The 15,466-nt window shown below is 69.4% G+C and carries 17 protein-coding genes; 13 read left to right on the forward strand and 4 right to left on the reverse strand.

The genetic code is table 11. From position 1 onward, the window contains the following. Positions 1-59: 59 nt before the first annotated feature. On the reverse strand, positions 60-653 hold the full coding sequence (locus EAO72_RS33635; protein ID WP_148020823.1) for a TetR/AcrR family transcriptional regulator: 594 nt from the start codon (positions 651-653) through the stop codon (positions 60-62). Positions 654-795: 142 nt separating this feature from the next. On the opposite strand from EAO72_RS33635, the gene EAO72_RS33640 reads away from it, so the two are divergent. Further along, positions 796-1,530: an SDR family NAD(P)-dependent oxidoreductase gene (locus EAO72_RS33640; RefSeq protein WP_148020824.1), complete on the forward strand. Its 735-nt coding sequence runs from the start codon at positions 796-798 to the stop codon at positions 1,528-1,530. Between the two features lie 28 nt (positions 1,531-1,558). Next, on the forward strand, positions 1,559-2,182 hold the full coding sequence (locus EAO72_RS33645) for an NADPH-dependent F420 reductase (RefSeq protein WP_148020825.1): 624 nt from the start codon (positions 1,559-1,561) through the stop codon (positions 2,180-2,182). A 117-nt stretch (positions 2,183-2,299) separates the two neighbouring features. Here the strand turns inward: EAO72_RS33645 and EAO72_RS33650 are convergent, their stop codons facing one another. Both EAO72_RS33650 and EAO72_RS33655 read right to left on the reverse strand, forming a co-directional pair. Further along, on the reverse strand, positions 2,300-3,736 hold the full coding sequence (locus EAO72_RS33650; RefSeq protein ID WP_148020826.1) for a tyrosine-type recombinase/integrase: 1,437 nt from the start codon (positions 3,734-3,736) through the stop codon (positions 2,300-2,302). A 121-nt stretch (positions 3,737-3,857) separates the two neighbouring features. Then, the gene (locus EAO72_RS33655) at positions 3,858-4,124 is read right to left on the reverse strand and encodes a helix-turn-helix transcriptional regulator (RefSeq protein ID WP_148020827.1); all 267 of its coding nucleotides are present in this window, start codon (positions 4,122-4,124) and stop codon (positions 3,858-3,860) included. Between the two features lie 272 nt (positions 4,125-4,396). On the opposite strand from EAO72_RS33655, the gene EAO72_RS33660 reads away from it, so the two are divergent. Together EAO72_RS33660 and cutA are read left to right on the forward strand one after the other, a co-directional pair. After that, complete coding sequence (locus EAO72_RS33660) at positions 4,397-5,029, forward strand: PDDEXK family nuclease (RefSeq protein ID WP_148020828.1); 633 nt, start codon at positions 4,397-4,399, stop codon at positions 5,027-5,029. Between the two features lie 242 nt (positions 5,030-5,271). After that, positions 5,272-5,598: a divalent-cation tolerance protein CutA gene (gene cutA / locus EAO72_RS33665; RefSeq protein WP_148020829.1), complete on the forward strand. Its 327-nt coding sequence runs from the start codon at positions 5,272-5,274 to the stop codon at positions 5,596-5,598. Positions 5,599-5,648: 50 nt separating this feature from the next. On the opposite strand, the gene EAO72_RS33670 is transcribed toward cutA, so the two are convergent. Continuing rightward, complete coding sequence (locus EAO72_RS33670; protein ID WP_148020830.1) at positions 5,649-6,896, reverse strand: helix-turn-helix domain-containing protein; 1,248 nt, start codon at positions 6,894-6,896, stop codon at positions 5,649-5,651. Between the two features lie 255 nt (positions 6,897-7,151). Between EAO72_RS33670 and EAO72_RS33675 the strand changes: the two genes are divergently transcribed. From EAO72_RS33675 to EAO72_RS33715, 9 genes are all read left to right on the forward strand, one after another. Continuing rightward, positions 7,152-7,544, forward strand: a complete 393-nt coding sequence (locus EAO72_RS33675) for an ATP-binding protein (RefSeq protein ID WP_261991829.1) — start codon at positions 7,152-7,154, stop codon at positions 7,542-7,544. A gap of 98 nt (positions 7,545-7,642) precedes the next feature. Beyond that, positions 7,643-8,110 carry a hypothetical protein gene (locus EAO72_RS33680; protein ID WP_261991711.1) on the forward strand — a complete coding sequence of 156 codons (468 nt, stop codon included), beginning with the start codon at positions 7,643-7,645 and terminating at the stop codon, positions 8,108-8,110. Between the two features lie 130 nt (positions 8,111-8,240). Next, complete coding sequence (locus EAO72_RS33685; RefSeq protein WP_148020833.1) at positions 8,241-8,495, forward strand: hypothetical protein; 255 nt, start codon at positions 8,241-8,243, stop codon at positions 8,493-8,495. 86 nt (positions 8,496-8,581) lie between these two features. Continuing rightward, a complete protein-coding gene (locus EAO72_RS33690) occupies positions 8,582-9,274 on the forward strand; it encodes an HAD family hydrolase (RefSeq protein ID WP_261991712.1) in 693 nt (230 codons plus the stop codon). Next, positions 9,271-11,118 (forward strand): hypothetical protein, encoded by a 1,848-nt coding sequence (locus tag EAO72_RS33695; RefSeq protein WP_148020835.1) that lies wholly within the window; start codon positions 9,271-9,273, stop codon positions 11,116-11,118. Before EAO72_RS33690 ends, EAO72_RS33695 begins: the two co-directional genes overlap by 4 nt. Next, positions 11,115-12,065 (forward strand): thymidylate synthase, encoded by a 951-nt coding sequence (locus EAO72_RS33700; protein ID WP_148020836.1) that lies wholly within the window; start codon positions 11,115-11,117, stop codon positions 12,063-12,065. The genes EAO72_RS33695 and EAO72_RS33700 overlap by 4 nt, the downstream gene beginning before the upstream one ends. An 8-nt stretch (positions 12,066-12,073) precedes the next feature. Then, the gene (locus EAO72_RS33705; protein WP_148020837.1) at positions 12,074-13,792 is read left to right on the forward strand and encodes a carbamoyltransferase family protein; all 1,719 of its coding nucleotides are present in this window, start codon (positions 12,074-12,076) and stop codon (positions 13,790-13,792) included. Beyond that, positions 13,789-14,841, forward strand: a complete 1,053-nt coding sequence (locus tag EAO72_RS33710) for a glycosyltransferase family protein (protein ID WP_187285306.1) — start codon at positions 13,789-13,791, stop codon at positions 14,839-14,841. The genes EAO72_RS33705 and EAO72_RS33710 overlap by 4 nt, the downstream gene beginning before the upstream one ends. Positions 14,842-14,937: 96 nt before the next feature. Beyond that, positions 14,938-15,447: a P-loop NTPase family protein gene (locus tag EAO72_RS33715; RefSeq protein WP_148020839.1), complete on the forward strand. Its 510-nt coding sequence runs from the start codon at positions 14,938-14,940 to the stop codon at positions 15,445-15,447. The last annotated feature ends 19 nt before the right edge of the window (positions 15,448-15,466 follow it).

Below are 15,466 nucleotides of genomic sequence, written 5' to 3' on the forward strand. Positions count from 1 at the left end.
GGCGGGAGCCGGCGCGATGCCCGGCTCCCGCCCCGTCGGCGGGTCCTGGGATCAACTCGTCACTTCCGCCTGTCGCCGGTCGTGGCCGGGATGGCGTTGTCGACGAGGACGGCGGCGATGGCGGCCGCGGTGGGGAAGGCGTCGGCGTCGAGGACCCGGGTGCGGGCCGCGGCGCCGTCGATGAGCAGCGCGAGCTGCTCGCCGAGCTGTTCGGGGTCGGCGGCGCCGGCTTCGCGGGCGGTGTCGGCGAGCCGTGCCGCGACGGCCTTCTTGTAGTCGCGTGCGTACTGGGACGCGGGGTGCTGCGCGTCGTGGAGTTCGACGGCGGCGGCGATGAAGGGGCACAGGGGCGTGGTGGGGGGGATGTCGAAGGCGGCGAGGAGCCGCTCGCGGGGCGTGAGGTCGGTGCGGTCGAAGACCCCGGACAGCACCGAGGGGTCGAAGCGGCGCAGGTACTCGGCGACGAGTTCGTCCTTGCCGGCGAAGTGCTGGTAGGCCGTGCGCTTGGACACCCCGGCCGCCGCGCAGAGCTCGTTCATGCCCGTCCGGTTGATGCCCTGCTCGCGGAACAGCTGCTGGGACGCGCCGAGGATGCGCTCGCGAGCGCCCCGGCCGCGGCGGCGGCCCGTGGGTCCCTTCTCCAACTCCGTCATGGCCTCAGCGTACCGCACTAGGTAACGACCGGTGTACATAGTTGCGCGCCGGCTGCCCGCCCCGTAGCGTAAGCACACAGGGCGGTGTACTTAATGTCGTCGTCCCCGGTGCACACGGCACCATCGACCCGAGGGAATGACTATGGGAAAGCTCGACGGCAAGGTCGCGGTCATCACCGGCGGCACCACCGGCATGGCGCTGGCAGGCGCGAAGCTCTTCGTCGACGAGGGTGCGTACGTCTTCCTGACCGGCCGCCGCCAGGACGCCCTGGACGAGGCGGTGAAGGAGATCGGCCGCAACGTCACCGGCGTCCGGGGCGACGCGGCCGACCTGGGCGATCTCGACCGCCTGTACGACACCGTCAGGCGGGAGAAGGGAAGCATCGACGTGCTCTGGGCCAGCGCGGGCGGGGGCGAGCCCGCCCCGCTCGGCGAGATCACCGAGGCCCACTTCGACGCCGCGTTCTCCCTCAACGCCCGCGGCACCCTGTTCACCGTCCAGAAGGCCCTCCCGCTCTTCAACGACGGCGGCTCCATCCTCATGACCGGCTCCAACGCCTCCCTGGGCGCCTTTCCCGGCTGGAGCGTCTACGCCGGCAGCAAGGCCGTCCAGCAGGCATGGGCCCGCGTCTGGCTCAACGAACTCAAGGACCGCCGCATCCGCGTCAACGTCCTGACCCCCGGCCAGGTCGCCACCGCCAAGCAGGCAGAACTCTTCGACGAGGCCACCAGGCGTCAGTTCGAGTCCCTCATCCCCCGCGGTCTGATGGGCAGCCCCGACGAAATCGCCACCATCGCCCTCTTCCTCGCCTCCGACGACTCCAGCTACGTCAACGGCATGGAACTGGTCGCCGACGGCGGCACCACCGCCCTCTGAACCGGACCACCACCAGGAAGGACATCCCATGAGCACCATCAGCATCATCGGCACCGGGAACATGGCCCGCACCATCGGAGCGCGGGCGATAGCGGGCGGCAACACCGTCGAGGTCATGGGCCGAGATCAGGCCAAGGCCGCCGACCTGGCCAAGGTGCTCGGCGACGGCGCCACGACAGGGGGGTGGGGCACCGCCCCGGCCGGGGACATCGTCATCGTGGCCCTGTTGTACGACGGCGTCGTGCCCGCCGTCACCCGCTACGGGGACGCGCTCGCGGGCAAGGTCATCGTCGACATCAGCAACCCCTTCAACCCCACGTTCGACGGGCTGGTCCACCAGGAGGAGACCTCGATCGCACAGGAAGTGGCCACGGTGGCCCCGGCCGGCGCCGCAGTGGTGAAGGCGTTCAACACCGTCTTCCGCCACGTCCTGGAGAAGGGCCGGCCCGACGTCTTCCTCGCCGGCGACGACGCGCGCGCCAAGGCGCGTGTGGCAGCGTTCGTCGAAAGCCTCGGGCTGCGCCCGCTGGACGTCGGCGGACTGGGAATGGCGCACTGGCTGGAAGGAGCGGGTGTGGTCACGGTGGGCCTCGCCGGCCACGGGGTGGGCAACCTGGACTTCGCCCTCGGGGTCACCGAACTGCCCGCCTGAGCGGAGGAACCTGCCGCCGAGTGGACAGCGGAGGAAGCTGCCGCCGAGTGGACGGGGAAGGCCCCGGCCGGCGCCGAACGATGAAGTGGCGCCGGCCGGGGCCCGTCCTGCCAGGCCTCAGCACTCGATGATGTTCACCGCGAGCCCGCCGCGCGCGGTCTCCTTGTACTTCACGGACATGTCCGCACCCTGTCGCACTATGCCTTTGACCTGCATGTTCGGGGGTAGATGAGCTGCCCTGCATGCCAGCAGGGACTTCTCAGGGACTTTCGACCGGGAGGGGTCCCGCAGCCAGGCGTCCATCGCGGCGATCCCTCGGTGCCCCGCACCGGGCATGAAGTGAGCGTAGTGGTCGAGGGTGACCTTCGGTGTCGAGTGCCCGAGCCACTTGGACAGGCTGACGACCGACTCGCCGGCCTCCAGCTGCACGCTCGCGTAGGTGTGGCGGAGGACGTGGAACATGTCCTCGCGTGGGGCGGCGTAGAGCAGGACCCGGCGAACCCGGTTGCCGTCGTGCCGTACCTTCTCGCCCACGGGCTTGATCAGCCCGGCGGCGGCGAGCGCACGCTTCCAGCTGCGGTCGTTCCAGGTGCGGTAGTAGATGCGGTTGCCGTGCGACGAGGTGAGGATCAGTTCGACCGTGATCGGCTTCCGCTGGCGCTCCTCGAGCGCGGTGGTCGGGGCCTCCGGGTTCCGCCAGGGCAACGTGCAGGAAGTCGACGGGAATCGGCGGAAGTGAGCTCGGGCCCGGAGGGCGAGGTTCGCCGGCAGGGGGACCTCGCGGGTCTTGCGCCCCTTGGGGAGCGAGAAGTAGGGGCGGCCTTTGATGTCCCACCTGAGCTGGCGGCGGATGTGGACGACTCCAGCCGCGAAGTCGAAGTCCTCTTCGGCGAGACCGAACGCTTCGCCTTGGCGCAGCCCGAGGCCGATGCCGAGATCGACCGCGATCTGGTAGCGGTCCTGCAACTCCGCGCGGACAGCGTCGACGACCTCACGTGACCACGCCTTGGCCTTGCTGTCGATCGCTCGTGGGGGCTTGACGCTGTTCTTCATCTTCATCGGGTTGCGCAGCAGACGCTGGTCGTCGACGGCGCTGCCGAGGATCGAGGACAGGTGTCCCCAGATCACCTCTGCCGTCGACTCTTCGACCCTCGTGAGCAGTGTTGCCTTGAAGGTCCGTAGAGCGGACGCGTCGATCTCACGCAGGGCGTAGTCGCCCACCAACGGGATGATGTGGTTCCAGATGCGGCTGCGCATCGGGTCCGCCGTCGAGGGTTCGTCGGAGCGGCCCGCCCACCAGTACTCGGCGATGTAGTCGGCGAGAAGTATCTCGCCCTTGCGGGGATCGACGAACTCACCACGGCTGGAGTCCGTCTTGGCGATGGCGAGCCATTGCTTCGCGTCCTCGCTGGTGTGGAACGACCGGTCGTGGATGCCGGGAATCCCCTTCACTCGGTAGCGCTTCCCGGTGCCGTAGATCGCGGTCCGCTCCCGCTTCCCGGTCAGCTTGTCGGGGCGCTTCTTCAGCCATCGGTCTTCTATGTAACCCGCCATGACGGGGCCCTCCAGTGGTGCGTGATCATGAGCTGGTCGGTGCTAACGCGATCTGCGGCACGATCCAATCCCCATCCGGAGAACTTCTTCACGGGGGAGACCGGACGCGTAAGCCACCGCGCTACTTCACGGCCTTTGAGCGCCGTTGCGGCTTCCGGTTCAGCGGGTCAAGGGCGTGGTTGGAGCGGGAGTCCGCTCGCTCCTGATCGCAGACCCACTCGTCGAGCGCCGTGATCCGATACATCACGCGCCGTCCCATGCGGAAGCTGGGAGGCCCCTGTCGGCGGTGTCGCCAGACGTACAAGGTGTTGGGGGAGATACCGAGATACTCGGCGGCCCTGGGGAGGGTCAAGAAGGCGGCCTGGGATGCTGCGCGCGGCTCCGGCATGGGTCGACTCCTGTCGTGTGGGGTGATGACAGGACGAGATTCCAGGGAAAGGCCGAGTTGGACGAACCGGGTTCTTGCGATAAAGAGGGCGTCGCTGAAATGGATCTTGTGATGCCGAAGCAGCTCACGGTGGTTGTCCGCTGCGCTAAGGCCGAGGCATGGGTCTGTTAACGAGAGTGGGACTGCCCACCCGTCGGACAGCCCGGTTCATGAAGCGCGAGTTCGCGGTCAAACTGTGGGTCGGCGCATAACTGACCTGGAACGGAGACGCCGTGACGGACCTCCCCACAGACGGCCAGCCCATCGAAGCCGTACCGACGGAGTACAGCGGCACCACTTTCCGTTCTCGGCTCGAAGCCGACTGGGCCTGCACCCTCGACACCCAAAGCATCCTCTGGCAGTACGAGCCTGAGCGAATCACCCTGCCGTCAGGGGCGTACTACCTGCCGGACTTCTGGCTGCCCGAGATCGGGACATGGCTTGAGGTCAAGGGACCATCCACGCCCCGTAAGGAAAAGGCCGTCGAGCTGGGCAAGGCGCGCGCCTGCCCCTGCGACGGCCCCTGCTCCTGTGCGTGGCCCGGGGGCGAGATGGTCCTCCTTGGCTGGGTCGCGGAACGCACCCATGGCGACATCAACGCGGCTCGCAGCCGTTCGGGCTATGCCAGTTGGGCCGCCGCTCACGGGCCCAGCGCGTACTTCGTGTTGTGCCCTTGGTGCGGGCTCAGACAGTGGATCACTCTGCGCCGTCCGTGGAAGTGCCGTGCCTGTTGCCGCAGTCTGGAAAGCGAGGAGCTCTACCAGCCCCACGACCGTGTGCTGCCTTTCGGGAGCGGCTCGGTGTGGTCGCCTGCGGACATGGCGGCCATCCGCGGGGAGATCGCCGAACAGATAGCTGAGGCATAGACCGCCGACTCGGAGCGCTCTCGCAGGGCGGCCCCGTAAGAAGAGTGAGGGCGCATAATGCTCGCCCATTCGCGGGTGAAGGTCCACTCTCGGCCGGCACCGATTGGGCGCCGTGCGGCTGGCGGCAATTCGACGGCTCTCCAGGGCGGTCGGCCTGGGGTGGTCTTCCACGGACTACCACCCGCTGGCCTGTGCCGAACACATGGATAGGGTCGCGGTACCCGAGCTGGAGAGGTAGCCGCATGGACCACGAGATCGTGATCGCGCAGACGACCAGTGACAACGAGGAGCAGGCGAAGACCCTCGCCAGGGGCGCTGTCGAGAGCAAACTGGCGGCGGGCGTTCACATCGATGCGCCCATCACCGCCTTCTACTGGTGGCAGGGGAAGGTCGAGGCGGCTCAGGAGTGGCGGATCTCCTACATGACGTCGTCGGATCGCCTCCCCGCGCTAGAGGCATGGCTGCACGAGAGGCACCCTTACGACGTCCCCCAGTGGGTCACGCTGCCTGTGACCGGAGGGTCGGAGGCGTACTTGTCCTGGGTCCTCGACGAGACGCGTCCGCAGTAGAGGTCACCACCCCGGCGCTCGCCCTCACCGAGCCTGTGTGCTTGGACGCTTCACAGCGTCGCGAACGTCAGCAGGTGGCTGGCCAGATCATGCTCGGTGTCGGGGAGCTCGGCAGCGATGACCTGCGCCCGCTGACGGCCCATGGTGTTGGGCTTCGACTCCGCCGCTGCAGCGAACTGGTGCGCGACGTAGGCCCCGCGGTCTACGTCGCCGCCGCGCAGAAGTGCCGACGCTAGGTCCCCGAGGACAACTACACCGGACTCGGGTAGTTCACCGCCGAGGCGCTCGACTGCGGAGTCGGCCGTGGCCGTCAGCTCCTGACGTTTGAGTTCGCCGTAGACCGAGAGGGTTAAGGAGTCCATCCGGTACGGCGTCACGAAGCGGACCCACGCTTGCTCGCTCGTATGGTCGGCGAAGTCATAGGCGAACCTGGCCTGGTCCAGCGCGCGAAGAGCGGCAGCGTCATCGCCCGACTGAGCGGCCTCCTCCGCGTACCGGCCCAGAGCCCATGCTGCGGCGGTTGCATTGCCACGTCCGCGCACGTCCTGAGCTGCCTGCGAAAGCATCTCCAGCGCCTTAGCAGGGCTGGGGGCACCGTAGCTCGCGTAGCCCAGAGCCAGGGCACGCAGAGGGGGGTGCCCAGCCTTCTTCGCGCACTCCGAGGTCACTCCGTAGTAGGAGGTGGCCTTGTCGTGCTCGCCCAGGTCCCAGGCGACCCATCCGGCAAGAGCGGCTGTCTCTCCCGCCGCGATGGTCAGCGCTCGCTCGTGGGTTCCGGCGCGGGGAAGGGCTGCGGTGATCGCGTCCAAGTGCGCCTCGACCCGAGACTGCAGGCTGAGCGCGCTCTCGTTCAGTTCGTCCACATGCAACCGGGCCGCATGATCAATGAGCACCCCCGCTGACTCGGGGTCGATCTTGGAACCCTTGCTGAGTGCATAGGCCAGCCGGCCCCACGGCTCGGCAGCCGCAGCCGCACCGATAACCGCGCCTCCCAGCAGCGTTCGGCGTTTCACGTCGTCCAGGTCCTCTGCCTCGGCCTTGTTCTTCTCTCGCCGCCTGGCGCGGGCGGCTTTCGCCTCGCGCAGCAGCGGCTCCAGCGGGACGCCACAGGCCAAAGCGATGTTCCCCAGGGTGTGGTCCGTCGGAACGTTGGCACCGTTCTCGTACCGGTTCACCTCTCGGCGGGTCATCGTTGCCCGGCCGGAAGCGGCATTGATCGCACCGGCCTGCTCGTCCTGCGTCCGATTCGCGTTACGTCGCAGGTGACGGAGCAGCTCGGCAAATGGATCCACCGCCATGAGTCTGACCCCTATCCGTGAGAGAAGGCCAATACTCCCCTCAACTCCCCTCTGATTTTCCCCCTTGACAAAGATTTCCCCCTCCGGTTTCCCCTGTTCCGGATCGCGCAGTCACGGTGCGATGTGCGCATGACCACGCACCGGACAACAACGCCACCCCGACCTGGGGGCGACGACGGTGGCGCCCACGTCGTCGGCGCCGCGACTGCTCGGTGCCCGCTGGCTTCTCACGTCTTCGAGATGGCCATGGAGCCGATGGATGAGCACGTCGCTCAAGCACGACGAACCACGGCCACCGTTCTGAAGCGGTGGTCGTTGCCAGAGGCGCCGGCAGAGGACGCCCGGCTCGTCGTCTCGGAGTTGGTATCCAACGCGATCATCCACGGCTCCGGGGACGTCCGACTGCAACTACGACACGACGACCACGAGCTTCAAATCAGAGTCACCGACGACAGCACCGCACCAGCGAGGCGACGACGTGCAAGCGCCCTCGGCCTCGGTGGTCGAGGGCTGCACCTCGTCGCTTGCCTGTCACTGCGGTGGGGCGTCGCGGACGGTGGCCGAACTACGTACGCGGTCATCCCCACTCTCACGGAGGCACCCCCATGTCGCCGCACAACGCAGTCAAGCACGGAGCCGACGTGTTGAGCCTCGTTGCCTTTGATCGGAGGCGAGAGAAGCACACGGGCGGTGGGGCGCCGGCTGCTGGCCATGACCACCCGAGATGGGCTCGCACCTCTCCCCGAGTGAAGCGCCAGTCCCGAGCTGGTCAACTCCGAGGCTTACGGGAGCACTTCTACCGACAGGTCCTCGACGCGCGGGTCGACGAGCCGCTGCGCGTGCTGGCGTACAGCTTGGTACCGAGTCCGAGGGCCCGACCTGACGAGGACTGGGGGACGCTGCAGGCTGAGGCCGACCAGCTCGGTTACGCGATCGCCGCCCGGCTCCACGATGTGGCGGTCCCGGTGACCACGACGTACTTCCCGGCATCCAGCGCGAGCCAGGGCGTCTACACGCCGCCTTGGGATCGACCTGGCTGGCTGGAAGCCGAGCGGCAGCTCCGAGAGGGCTTGGCCGACGGCGTGATCGTCCTCGACCGGCACCACATCAGCTCCGATGACGACGAGTACCACGCCGTAATCAAACATCTGGGCGAGCACTGCCAGGCGTTTCTCCACCTCGTGATCTCCGAGGAGCCCGTCGCGCCGACTTGAAGGCGTCCACTGCTCTGGATGGACAGGAAGGGCTGGGGCTGGCGGCAGATCAGCGCCCAGATCGCCCTGATCGCCGCCGTGAGCGTCGCGCTCGCCTTCACCTTCAAATACCCCTGACCGAGGGCTGACCATGACTTTCGAGGGACACACCGATCGTGCGCCGCGCCTCCTGCCGCACCGCGAGCAGGGCGAAGCGCTCCTCGCCATCCGGGCGGCTGCCCCGTCGGCGCCCAGCGAAGAGGGCATCGATCTCTTCGCCGTGCCCGCCGGTGAGGTTCAGGGGCGTGGCTTCAACCTCTCGCGCTTTCACCGGCTCTCGCGCCTGCCGGCCGCGCCGAACGGATCGGTCTCGCCTTCGACTGACGACCCGCCGGAAGCGGCCTGACTGGCCCGGCCCGGTACCCCGAGTTGGAACTCGAACCGGCCTCGGCCCTCTGAGGCGCAACAGCCACCCCTGACGAGAGGATGATCATGACCGTTCCCACTCACGAATCGCTACCGGCTCCGGCCGCGCCGAGCGACCACAGGTCGCGCGCTCTTCTCCTCGACCTCGACGGCGTCCTGCTCGACACGCGTCCGGTGATGCGGAAGGCGTGGCAGAGGGTCCAAGAGGCCCATGGCGTCGCGCTCCCCTTCCGCGACTACGAGCGCCATCTGGGACGCGAGTTCGGCGACATCATGCAGCGACTGGGCGTGACCGACACCGAAGCGGTCCGCCAGACGTACGAGACGGAGTCCGTGGCCACCGCGCACCTCGCGGAGGAGTTCGCCGGCATCGTCGAGACGCTCCACGCCTTCGTGGCCGCCGACTGGCGGCTGGGCGTCGTGACGTCCAAGCACGTCGACCGCGCGGCCCCGCTCCTCGCGCGCCTCCGATGCCCCTTCGCGACCATCCGCACGCCCGCAGGAGCGGGCCGGACGAAGCCGGCCCCGGACCCACTCCTCTTGGCGCTGGTCGACCTGGGAGTCGACCCAGCCGCCGCCGTCTACGTGGGTGACATGGCGGTCGACCAGGAGTCGGCCGCGCGCGCCGGCGTCCCCTATGTACACGCTGCATGGGGCTATGGGCAGCCGACGGCTCCCGACCCCGAGACGGCCGCGTCGCCCAAGGAACTGCTGAGCCTCCTCCCCGCCAAGCAGCTCGTCGAGGGGAGCACGGTGTGAGTCCCCGCACGACTGGTGGCCTCGGCCTGGTCCGCTCCTCCAACGCCGGGAAGCCGACGTGGGCGCTCGTCGGAACCGGCGCCCTCGCGCACGCGCGAACCGACCACATCCACACCACGGACCTGGAAGCGACGACCGTCGACAAGCAGGTACTGCGCGCCGGCGTCGCAGACGTCATGGCCGCCCTCGACCACTACAGCGCCAAACTGGCCTCCACCCCGGGCGGAGCCGACTGGCTCCACGTCCAGCACGTCCCCGTGCGACGCTTCGTCGCTGAGATCGTGCGCAAGCTCCTGGCCCTGAACTCCTGGGCACCGTTCGCCTCGGCCCCAGGGCCCCTGGCCCTGGCCCCGTACGAAGGACTTGTGGGACTGCGTTCGAGCAGCTCGCGTGAGTACCTGGCCTACACCGTGACGTGGTCCGGCGTCGCGTACGTGCTCGGTGCTGCGGCACCGCACAACCCGACCCGCTCGGCCCAGCTCCGCAACCGCGCCCGGACGAGTACGGCGAACACGGAGCCGAGTCCGTTCCCCTCGGATCTCGGACGGCAGGACGTTCTGGCGCTGTCGTGGACCTCCCGCCACGCGGCCACGCTGACCCCGGTTCTCGCCGAACTGGCGCGCGGCGGGCAAAGGAGTCTCCTGCTCGATCTCGCCACCGATGACACCGAGCGGTGCAGCGCGGGATCGGTCACGGGTATCGAGCTGCGCTCGGCTCCGAGCGACCTCTTCACCCTCTCCGGCACTGCCGAGGGCCTCCACCGTCCCGACGACGAGCACGCCGTCGAGGTGGGAGGCCACGGCGTCCAACTTGCCCGGCTCGTACGGCTCTTGTCCGTGCTCTTGGAGACCAGCGGGGGCTGCACCCAGCCCTCGTGGCGGACGGTGGTGCGGGCGGAGAGCTGGCTCGACGACATCCTGTCGACGACCCGGCCGCACACCGTCCTGCTGAGCAACGACACCAGCCCCCTGGGCGTGCTGGCCGCGCACGCCGCCGAGCGGCACGGGGCGAACTCGGTTCACGTCCAGCACGGGGCCTGGACGGCGGAATCGGTCGCCTGGCCAGCCCTGCACAGCCGCCACATCATCGTCATGGGTGAGCGGGACCTCGCCCTGGGCCGAGGGTGGGCGCGCCACCCCGAGGCCGAGGTGAACGTCCTCGGGCAGCCCCGCTTCGACGTCCTCGCCGGCCTGAGCCGTCAGGCTCAGCGCCGATACCTGGAGAAGCTGCTCGCTTCGGGGGGCCGCCGCGCGCCCGCCCGGATCGCGGTGTGGGCCTGCCAGCCCTTCAACCCCGATCACCTCAACTCCCACGCGGACCTCCTCCTGGACGGGCTCGCCGAGGCGGACGGCGACTGGGGGCTCGTCATCGCTCCACACCCGGCGCAGGGAGCCGACGCCTTCAACGCTCTGGTGAAGCGGGCCGGCGGGACGCCCGTCGCGGTGGCCGATCCCCGGGTCGGAGCACGAGGCTGCCTCGTCGGCGCTGACGCAGTAGCGAGCGCGTACTCGACGTGCGGGATCGAAGCCGCACTGTTCGGCATCCCGGTGTTCGAAATCGGCCTGCCGGGCGAACGCACGCTGGGCCTGGCCGGTCACGGACTGGCGACCCGGTGCGAGGCCACTGGTGACGTCGCCCAAGCGCTCTCCGGCGTGCGCGGGGGCCCGGCGCCGATCCCGCGGGCGGCCCTGGACGCGGTCTGCCGGTGGCGCGGCGACAGCGCTGCTCGGATCGCCCGGCTCATCACCGACCGCGCCCCCTCCAGCCCGAGGGCCGACGACTCCACCCACCACCACCCGGGCGCCGCTGCGTCGCCCCAGGACGAAGGAGCATCCGTCCGATGACATCCCTCACGGCCGACAGCATCGCCGAGCTGTTCTCCGGCGCCGTCACACTGGCCAAATCCGGCGCGAAGATCAGCCCCCGGGGCATGGCCACCCACGAAGTCCGCGACGTGCACCTGCTGCTCACCCAGCCGCGTGCCCGCCTGCTCTACGCCCCGCCCGCCCGCATCGTGAATCCGGCCTTCGCCGTCGCCGAAACGGTCTGGCACCTGTCCGGATCCGACGCCTCGTGGATCTTCGACTACAACAAACGGCTGCGGCAGTTCGCCGACGACGGCGTCCTCCTGGGGGCGTACGGGCCCAGGATGCGGAGCTGGGGCGGCAAGGTCGACCAGCTGGCCCGCGTCGTCGAGATTCTCCAGGCCGACCCCGACTCCCGGCGCGCCCTGATCCAGCTCTACGACCCAGCCCAGGACGCCGCCGGGCACAAGGACGTTCCCTGCACCCTCGGATTCCGATTCCACCTGCGCGCCGGCCGCCTGCACATGGCGACCATGATGCGCGGCCAGGACGTGTGGATCGGCATGCCGTACGACGTGTTCTTCTACACCGTGTTGCACGAGCTGGTCGCCGGATGGCTCGACGTGGAACTCGGCGAGTTCCACCTGCACATCGGCTCGCTCCACATCTACGACGAGCACATCGAGCAGGCCGACGCGCTGACCTCGCTTTCGGCGAGCGAGGTCATGCCCGACCTGCGAACGCCGTGGAAGGGCTTCGGCGGCCTGCTCGACCAGGTCGAGGCCCGCGACGTGACCGGCCATCCTGGCTGGGACGCGATGGCCGAGACGCTGCGCAGTTACCGGCTGTGGAAGGACGGCAAGCGCGAGCAGGCGTGGCGGGCGGCCGACACGATCGACGGGCCCCTCGGCCAGGCTCTCACCGCCTGGTACGGAGAGCTGGAGCGGCGCTCGGCCAAGCGCGCCGTGACGGCCGGGGCAAGGTGACCGCCGCCATGAAGCGCATCCCCTTCGTCATCCTCGGTCTGTGCTCGTACACCCACGACTCCTCGGCCGCGCTTCTCGTGGACGGTGAACTCGTCGGCTTCGTCGAGGAGGAACGCCTCTCCGAGCAGAAGCACACCAAGCTCTACCCGTCCCGCGCCGCGGGATGGCTCTTCGACCAAGCCAAGCTGAGCGCCACCGACGTGGACGCCGTCGCCTACAACTTCCAGCCCGCCCGCTACCTCGCCGAGTCGCCCGCCGCCCTGCGCATGGCGCTCTCGCCGACCACGCGCGACCGGAGCCTGGCCCGCGCCCACGGGTTCGCCAAGGTCGCTCTGCGGACCCGGCGGCGGCTGCGCGTCCTCGGCAGCCAGTTCCCCTCGGCCCGCGTCACACCGGTCCTGCACCACCGAGCCCACCAGCTCACGGCCTTCTCCTCCTCCGGCTGGGAGGAAGCCGCCGTACTCGTGGTCGACAGCCTGGGCGAGCGGCAGACCACCACCATCGCCCACGGCCACGGCGTTCAGCGCCCCCGCGTCCAAACCCTGGAAGCGATCAACGACCCGTCCTCCCTCGGCTACGTGTACGGAGCCGTTACCGAGCACCTGGGCTGGCGGCGGGGCGACGAGGAGGGCACCGTCATGGCGCTGGCCGCCCTCGGTGACCCCGCCCGGTTCCGCCACCTGTTCACTACGGCCGTCCGCACGACGGCCACGGGCTTCCGTATCCACCCCGGCTACTTCCCGACGCGCACCCTCACCTCGGGATACCCGAGGACATCCAGGCGGTTCGTCGCCGAGACCTGCCCCGAGCGGCACCCGAGCGAACCGCTCACCGACGTCCACCGAGACCTGGCGGCTGCCCTCCAGGAGCGGACCGAGCAGGTGATGGTCCACCTCGCCCGCCGCGCCCGTGTGCTCACCGGCTCCCGGCGCCTGTGCATGGGTGGCGGCGTCGCCACGAACTGCGTGAGCATCGGGAAGATCATCGAGGCTGGCATCTTCGACGAGGTGTTCGTCCCGCCGGCACCGGGGGACGCCGGAACCGCGATCGGGGCCGCCCTCGCCGTGCACGTCGACGCGCGCACGCCTCGCCCGCTCGCCGGCATCGCCCGCCGCTGTTACCTCGGCCCCTCCTACGAGGACCAGCCCCTCGACCTGACCCCCTGGCCCGGCCTCCACCAGAAGACCCTCGGCATCGAGACCGCCGAATTCCTCGCCGACCAGCTCGCCCACGGCGTGATCGCCGGACTCTTCCAGGGAGGGGTCGAAGCCGGGCCGCGCGCCCTGGGCAACCGCTCGATCCTCGCCTCCCCACTGGAGACCGGCGTCGTCGAGCGGCTGAACGCCACCGTGAAGTTCCGCGAACCGTTCCGGCCCTTCGCCCCCATGGTCCCGGCCGAGCGCGCCGCCGAGTTCTTTACCCTCGGCCAGCCGGCGCCCTACATGTCCATGGCCTCCGGGGTGACAGACCTGACGCGCGAGCGGGTGCCGGCCATCGTGCACGCCAACGGCACCTCCCGCCTGCAGACCGTCACCCGGTCACAGAACCCGTTCATGCACGCGGTGCTGACCGCCTTCGGCCGCCGGACCGGCGTACCCGTGCTGATCAACACCTCCCTCAACGTCAAGGGCAAGCCGATCTGCGGGACACCCGAGATGGCCCTGGACTGCCTGGCCAACTCCGGGCTCGACGCCCTGCTCCTCGAAGGGCGGTGGATCACCAAATGAAGATCGGTTACAGCTTCTGGGGCTTCCTCGGCAACGGCGTCACCGACACCCCCGACGGAGGCCGCAGCCACCGCCGCCCCTTCATCGACGCCCTCGTTGCCCGCGGTCACGAGATCGTTTTTCTCCAGGCCGACCGCGATCGCCTTGAAGCCGGTGACGACCTCGGCGGCGCGTACACCTTCGACGACGGCCTGCCGGGCATCGACGCCCTGTTCCTGGAGTGGCGCTGGGCCATCCCCGGCCGCAACACCACCGTGTGCGGCAGTGAGGGGCACACCTGCGACCTCCACCGGCAGGCCCAGCTCATCAACCACTACACGGCCCGGTCCCAGACACCCACCGTCATCTGGGACAAGGACCGCACCCTGCGGGCCGAGAGCGTGTGGCGCCGTACGGCTCACACCCGCGTCTGCGAGGCCGCGCTCGCGCCGACCCCCGGCGCGCACTCGCTGCTCTTCCCCGTGGCCGAGGACCTCCTCGCCCAGGCCGACCCCCTCACCCTGGCGGCGCGGCCTCGGGATCTCGCGCTCGGCTACGTGGGCAACCAGTACGACCGCGACGAGCCCTTCGACTGCTTCTTCGCCCCGGCCGCCGCCCGCGTCGAGCACCTGGTCGCCGGGAAGTGGACGAAGACCGGCCGCTGGCCGCACGTCCGCTTCGTGGGCCGGATCCCGTTCGAGGCCGCCGCCGGCGTCTACGGTCGGTCCCTGGTCACGGTGCTCATGCTGCCCGAGCGGTACGCCGCCGTCGGGCAGATGACCCAGCGCATCTTCGAGGCCGTGCTCGCCGGCTGCCTGCCGCTGGCCCCGGCGGACATCCGCTTCGCCGACCGGTTCGTCCCGAAGGAGCTGGTCGTGCGCTCCGGCAGCGACGTGCTCGAACGCCTCTCCTATCTGCGCGAGATCGCCGGCACCGAGCAGCACGCCGCCTTGATCGCCGCGTGTGTGGACCGCCTGCGCCTGTTCGGCCTGTGCAAGCAGGTCAACACCCTGGAGTCCGTCCTGCACGGCCTCCTCCAGTCCACCGCGACCGAGCGGGGAGCTGCCTGATGCAGACCGCTCGATCGACCACGGCACACGGATCCTCCGGGCGCGTCCCGGAGGATGGGTCCGCCGGACACCCGAACCTCTCTACGCTGGAGCACCATGAAGAAGGTCGCCATCGTCGGCTGCGGAGGCAGCGGCAAATCCCACGTGGCCCGCGAACTGGGCACGATCCTCGACGCCCCGGTGACGCACCTGGACGCCGCGTTCTACGACGACGAGTGGAACGCGTTGCCCCTGGACAAGTTCACCGACGTGCAGCGCGAGCTGGTCGGGCAGCCGCGGTGGGTGATCGACGGCAACTACAACTCGACGCTGCAGGTACGGCTCGAAGCCTGCGACACGGTGGTCCTGATGGACGTGTCGACCGTGGCGGCGCTGTACGGGATCTTCTCCCGGCAGATCCGGCACGGGGCCGGGCACAAGGGCAACGGGGTGCACAACCGCATCCACTGGGGCGTGATCAAGTACGTCGCCACGTACCGGCGCAAGATGCGGCCCCGCGTGATGGCGAAGATCGAGGAGTTCGGCTCCGGCGCCGATGTGGTGCTGCTGGCCAACCGGCGTCAGACGCGCCGCTGGCTGCGGAAGGTCGCCGCCGAGCAGTCCTGACCGGTCCGCGCCCCCTGTC

The sequence above is a fragment of the Streptomyces sp. OR43 genome (assembly GCF_008042275.1).
Lineage (GTDB): Bacteria > Actinomycetota > Actinomycetes > Streptomycetales > Streptomycetaceae > Streptomyces.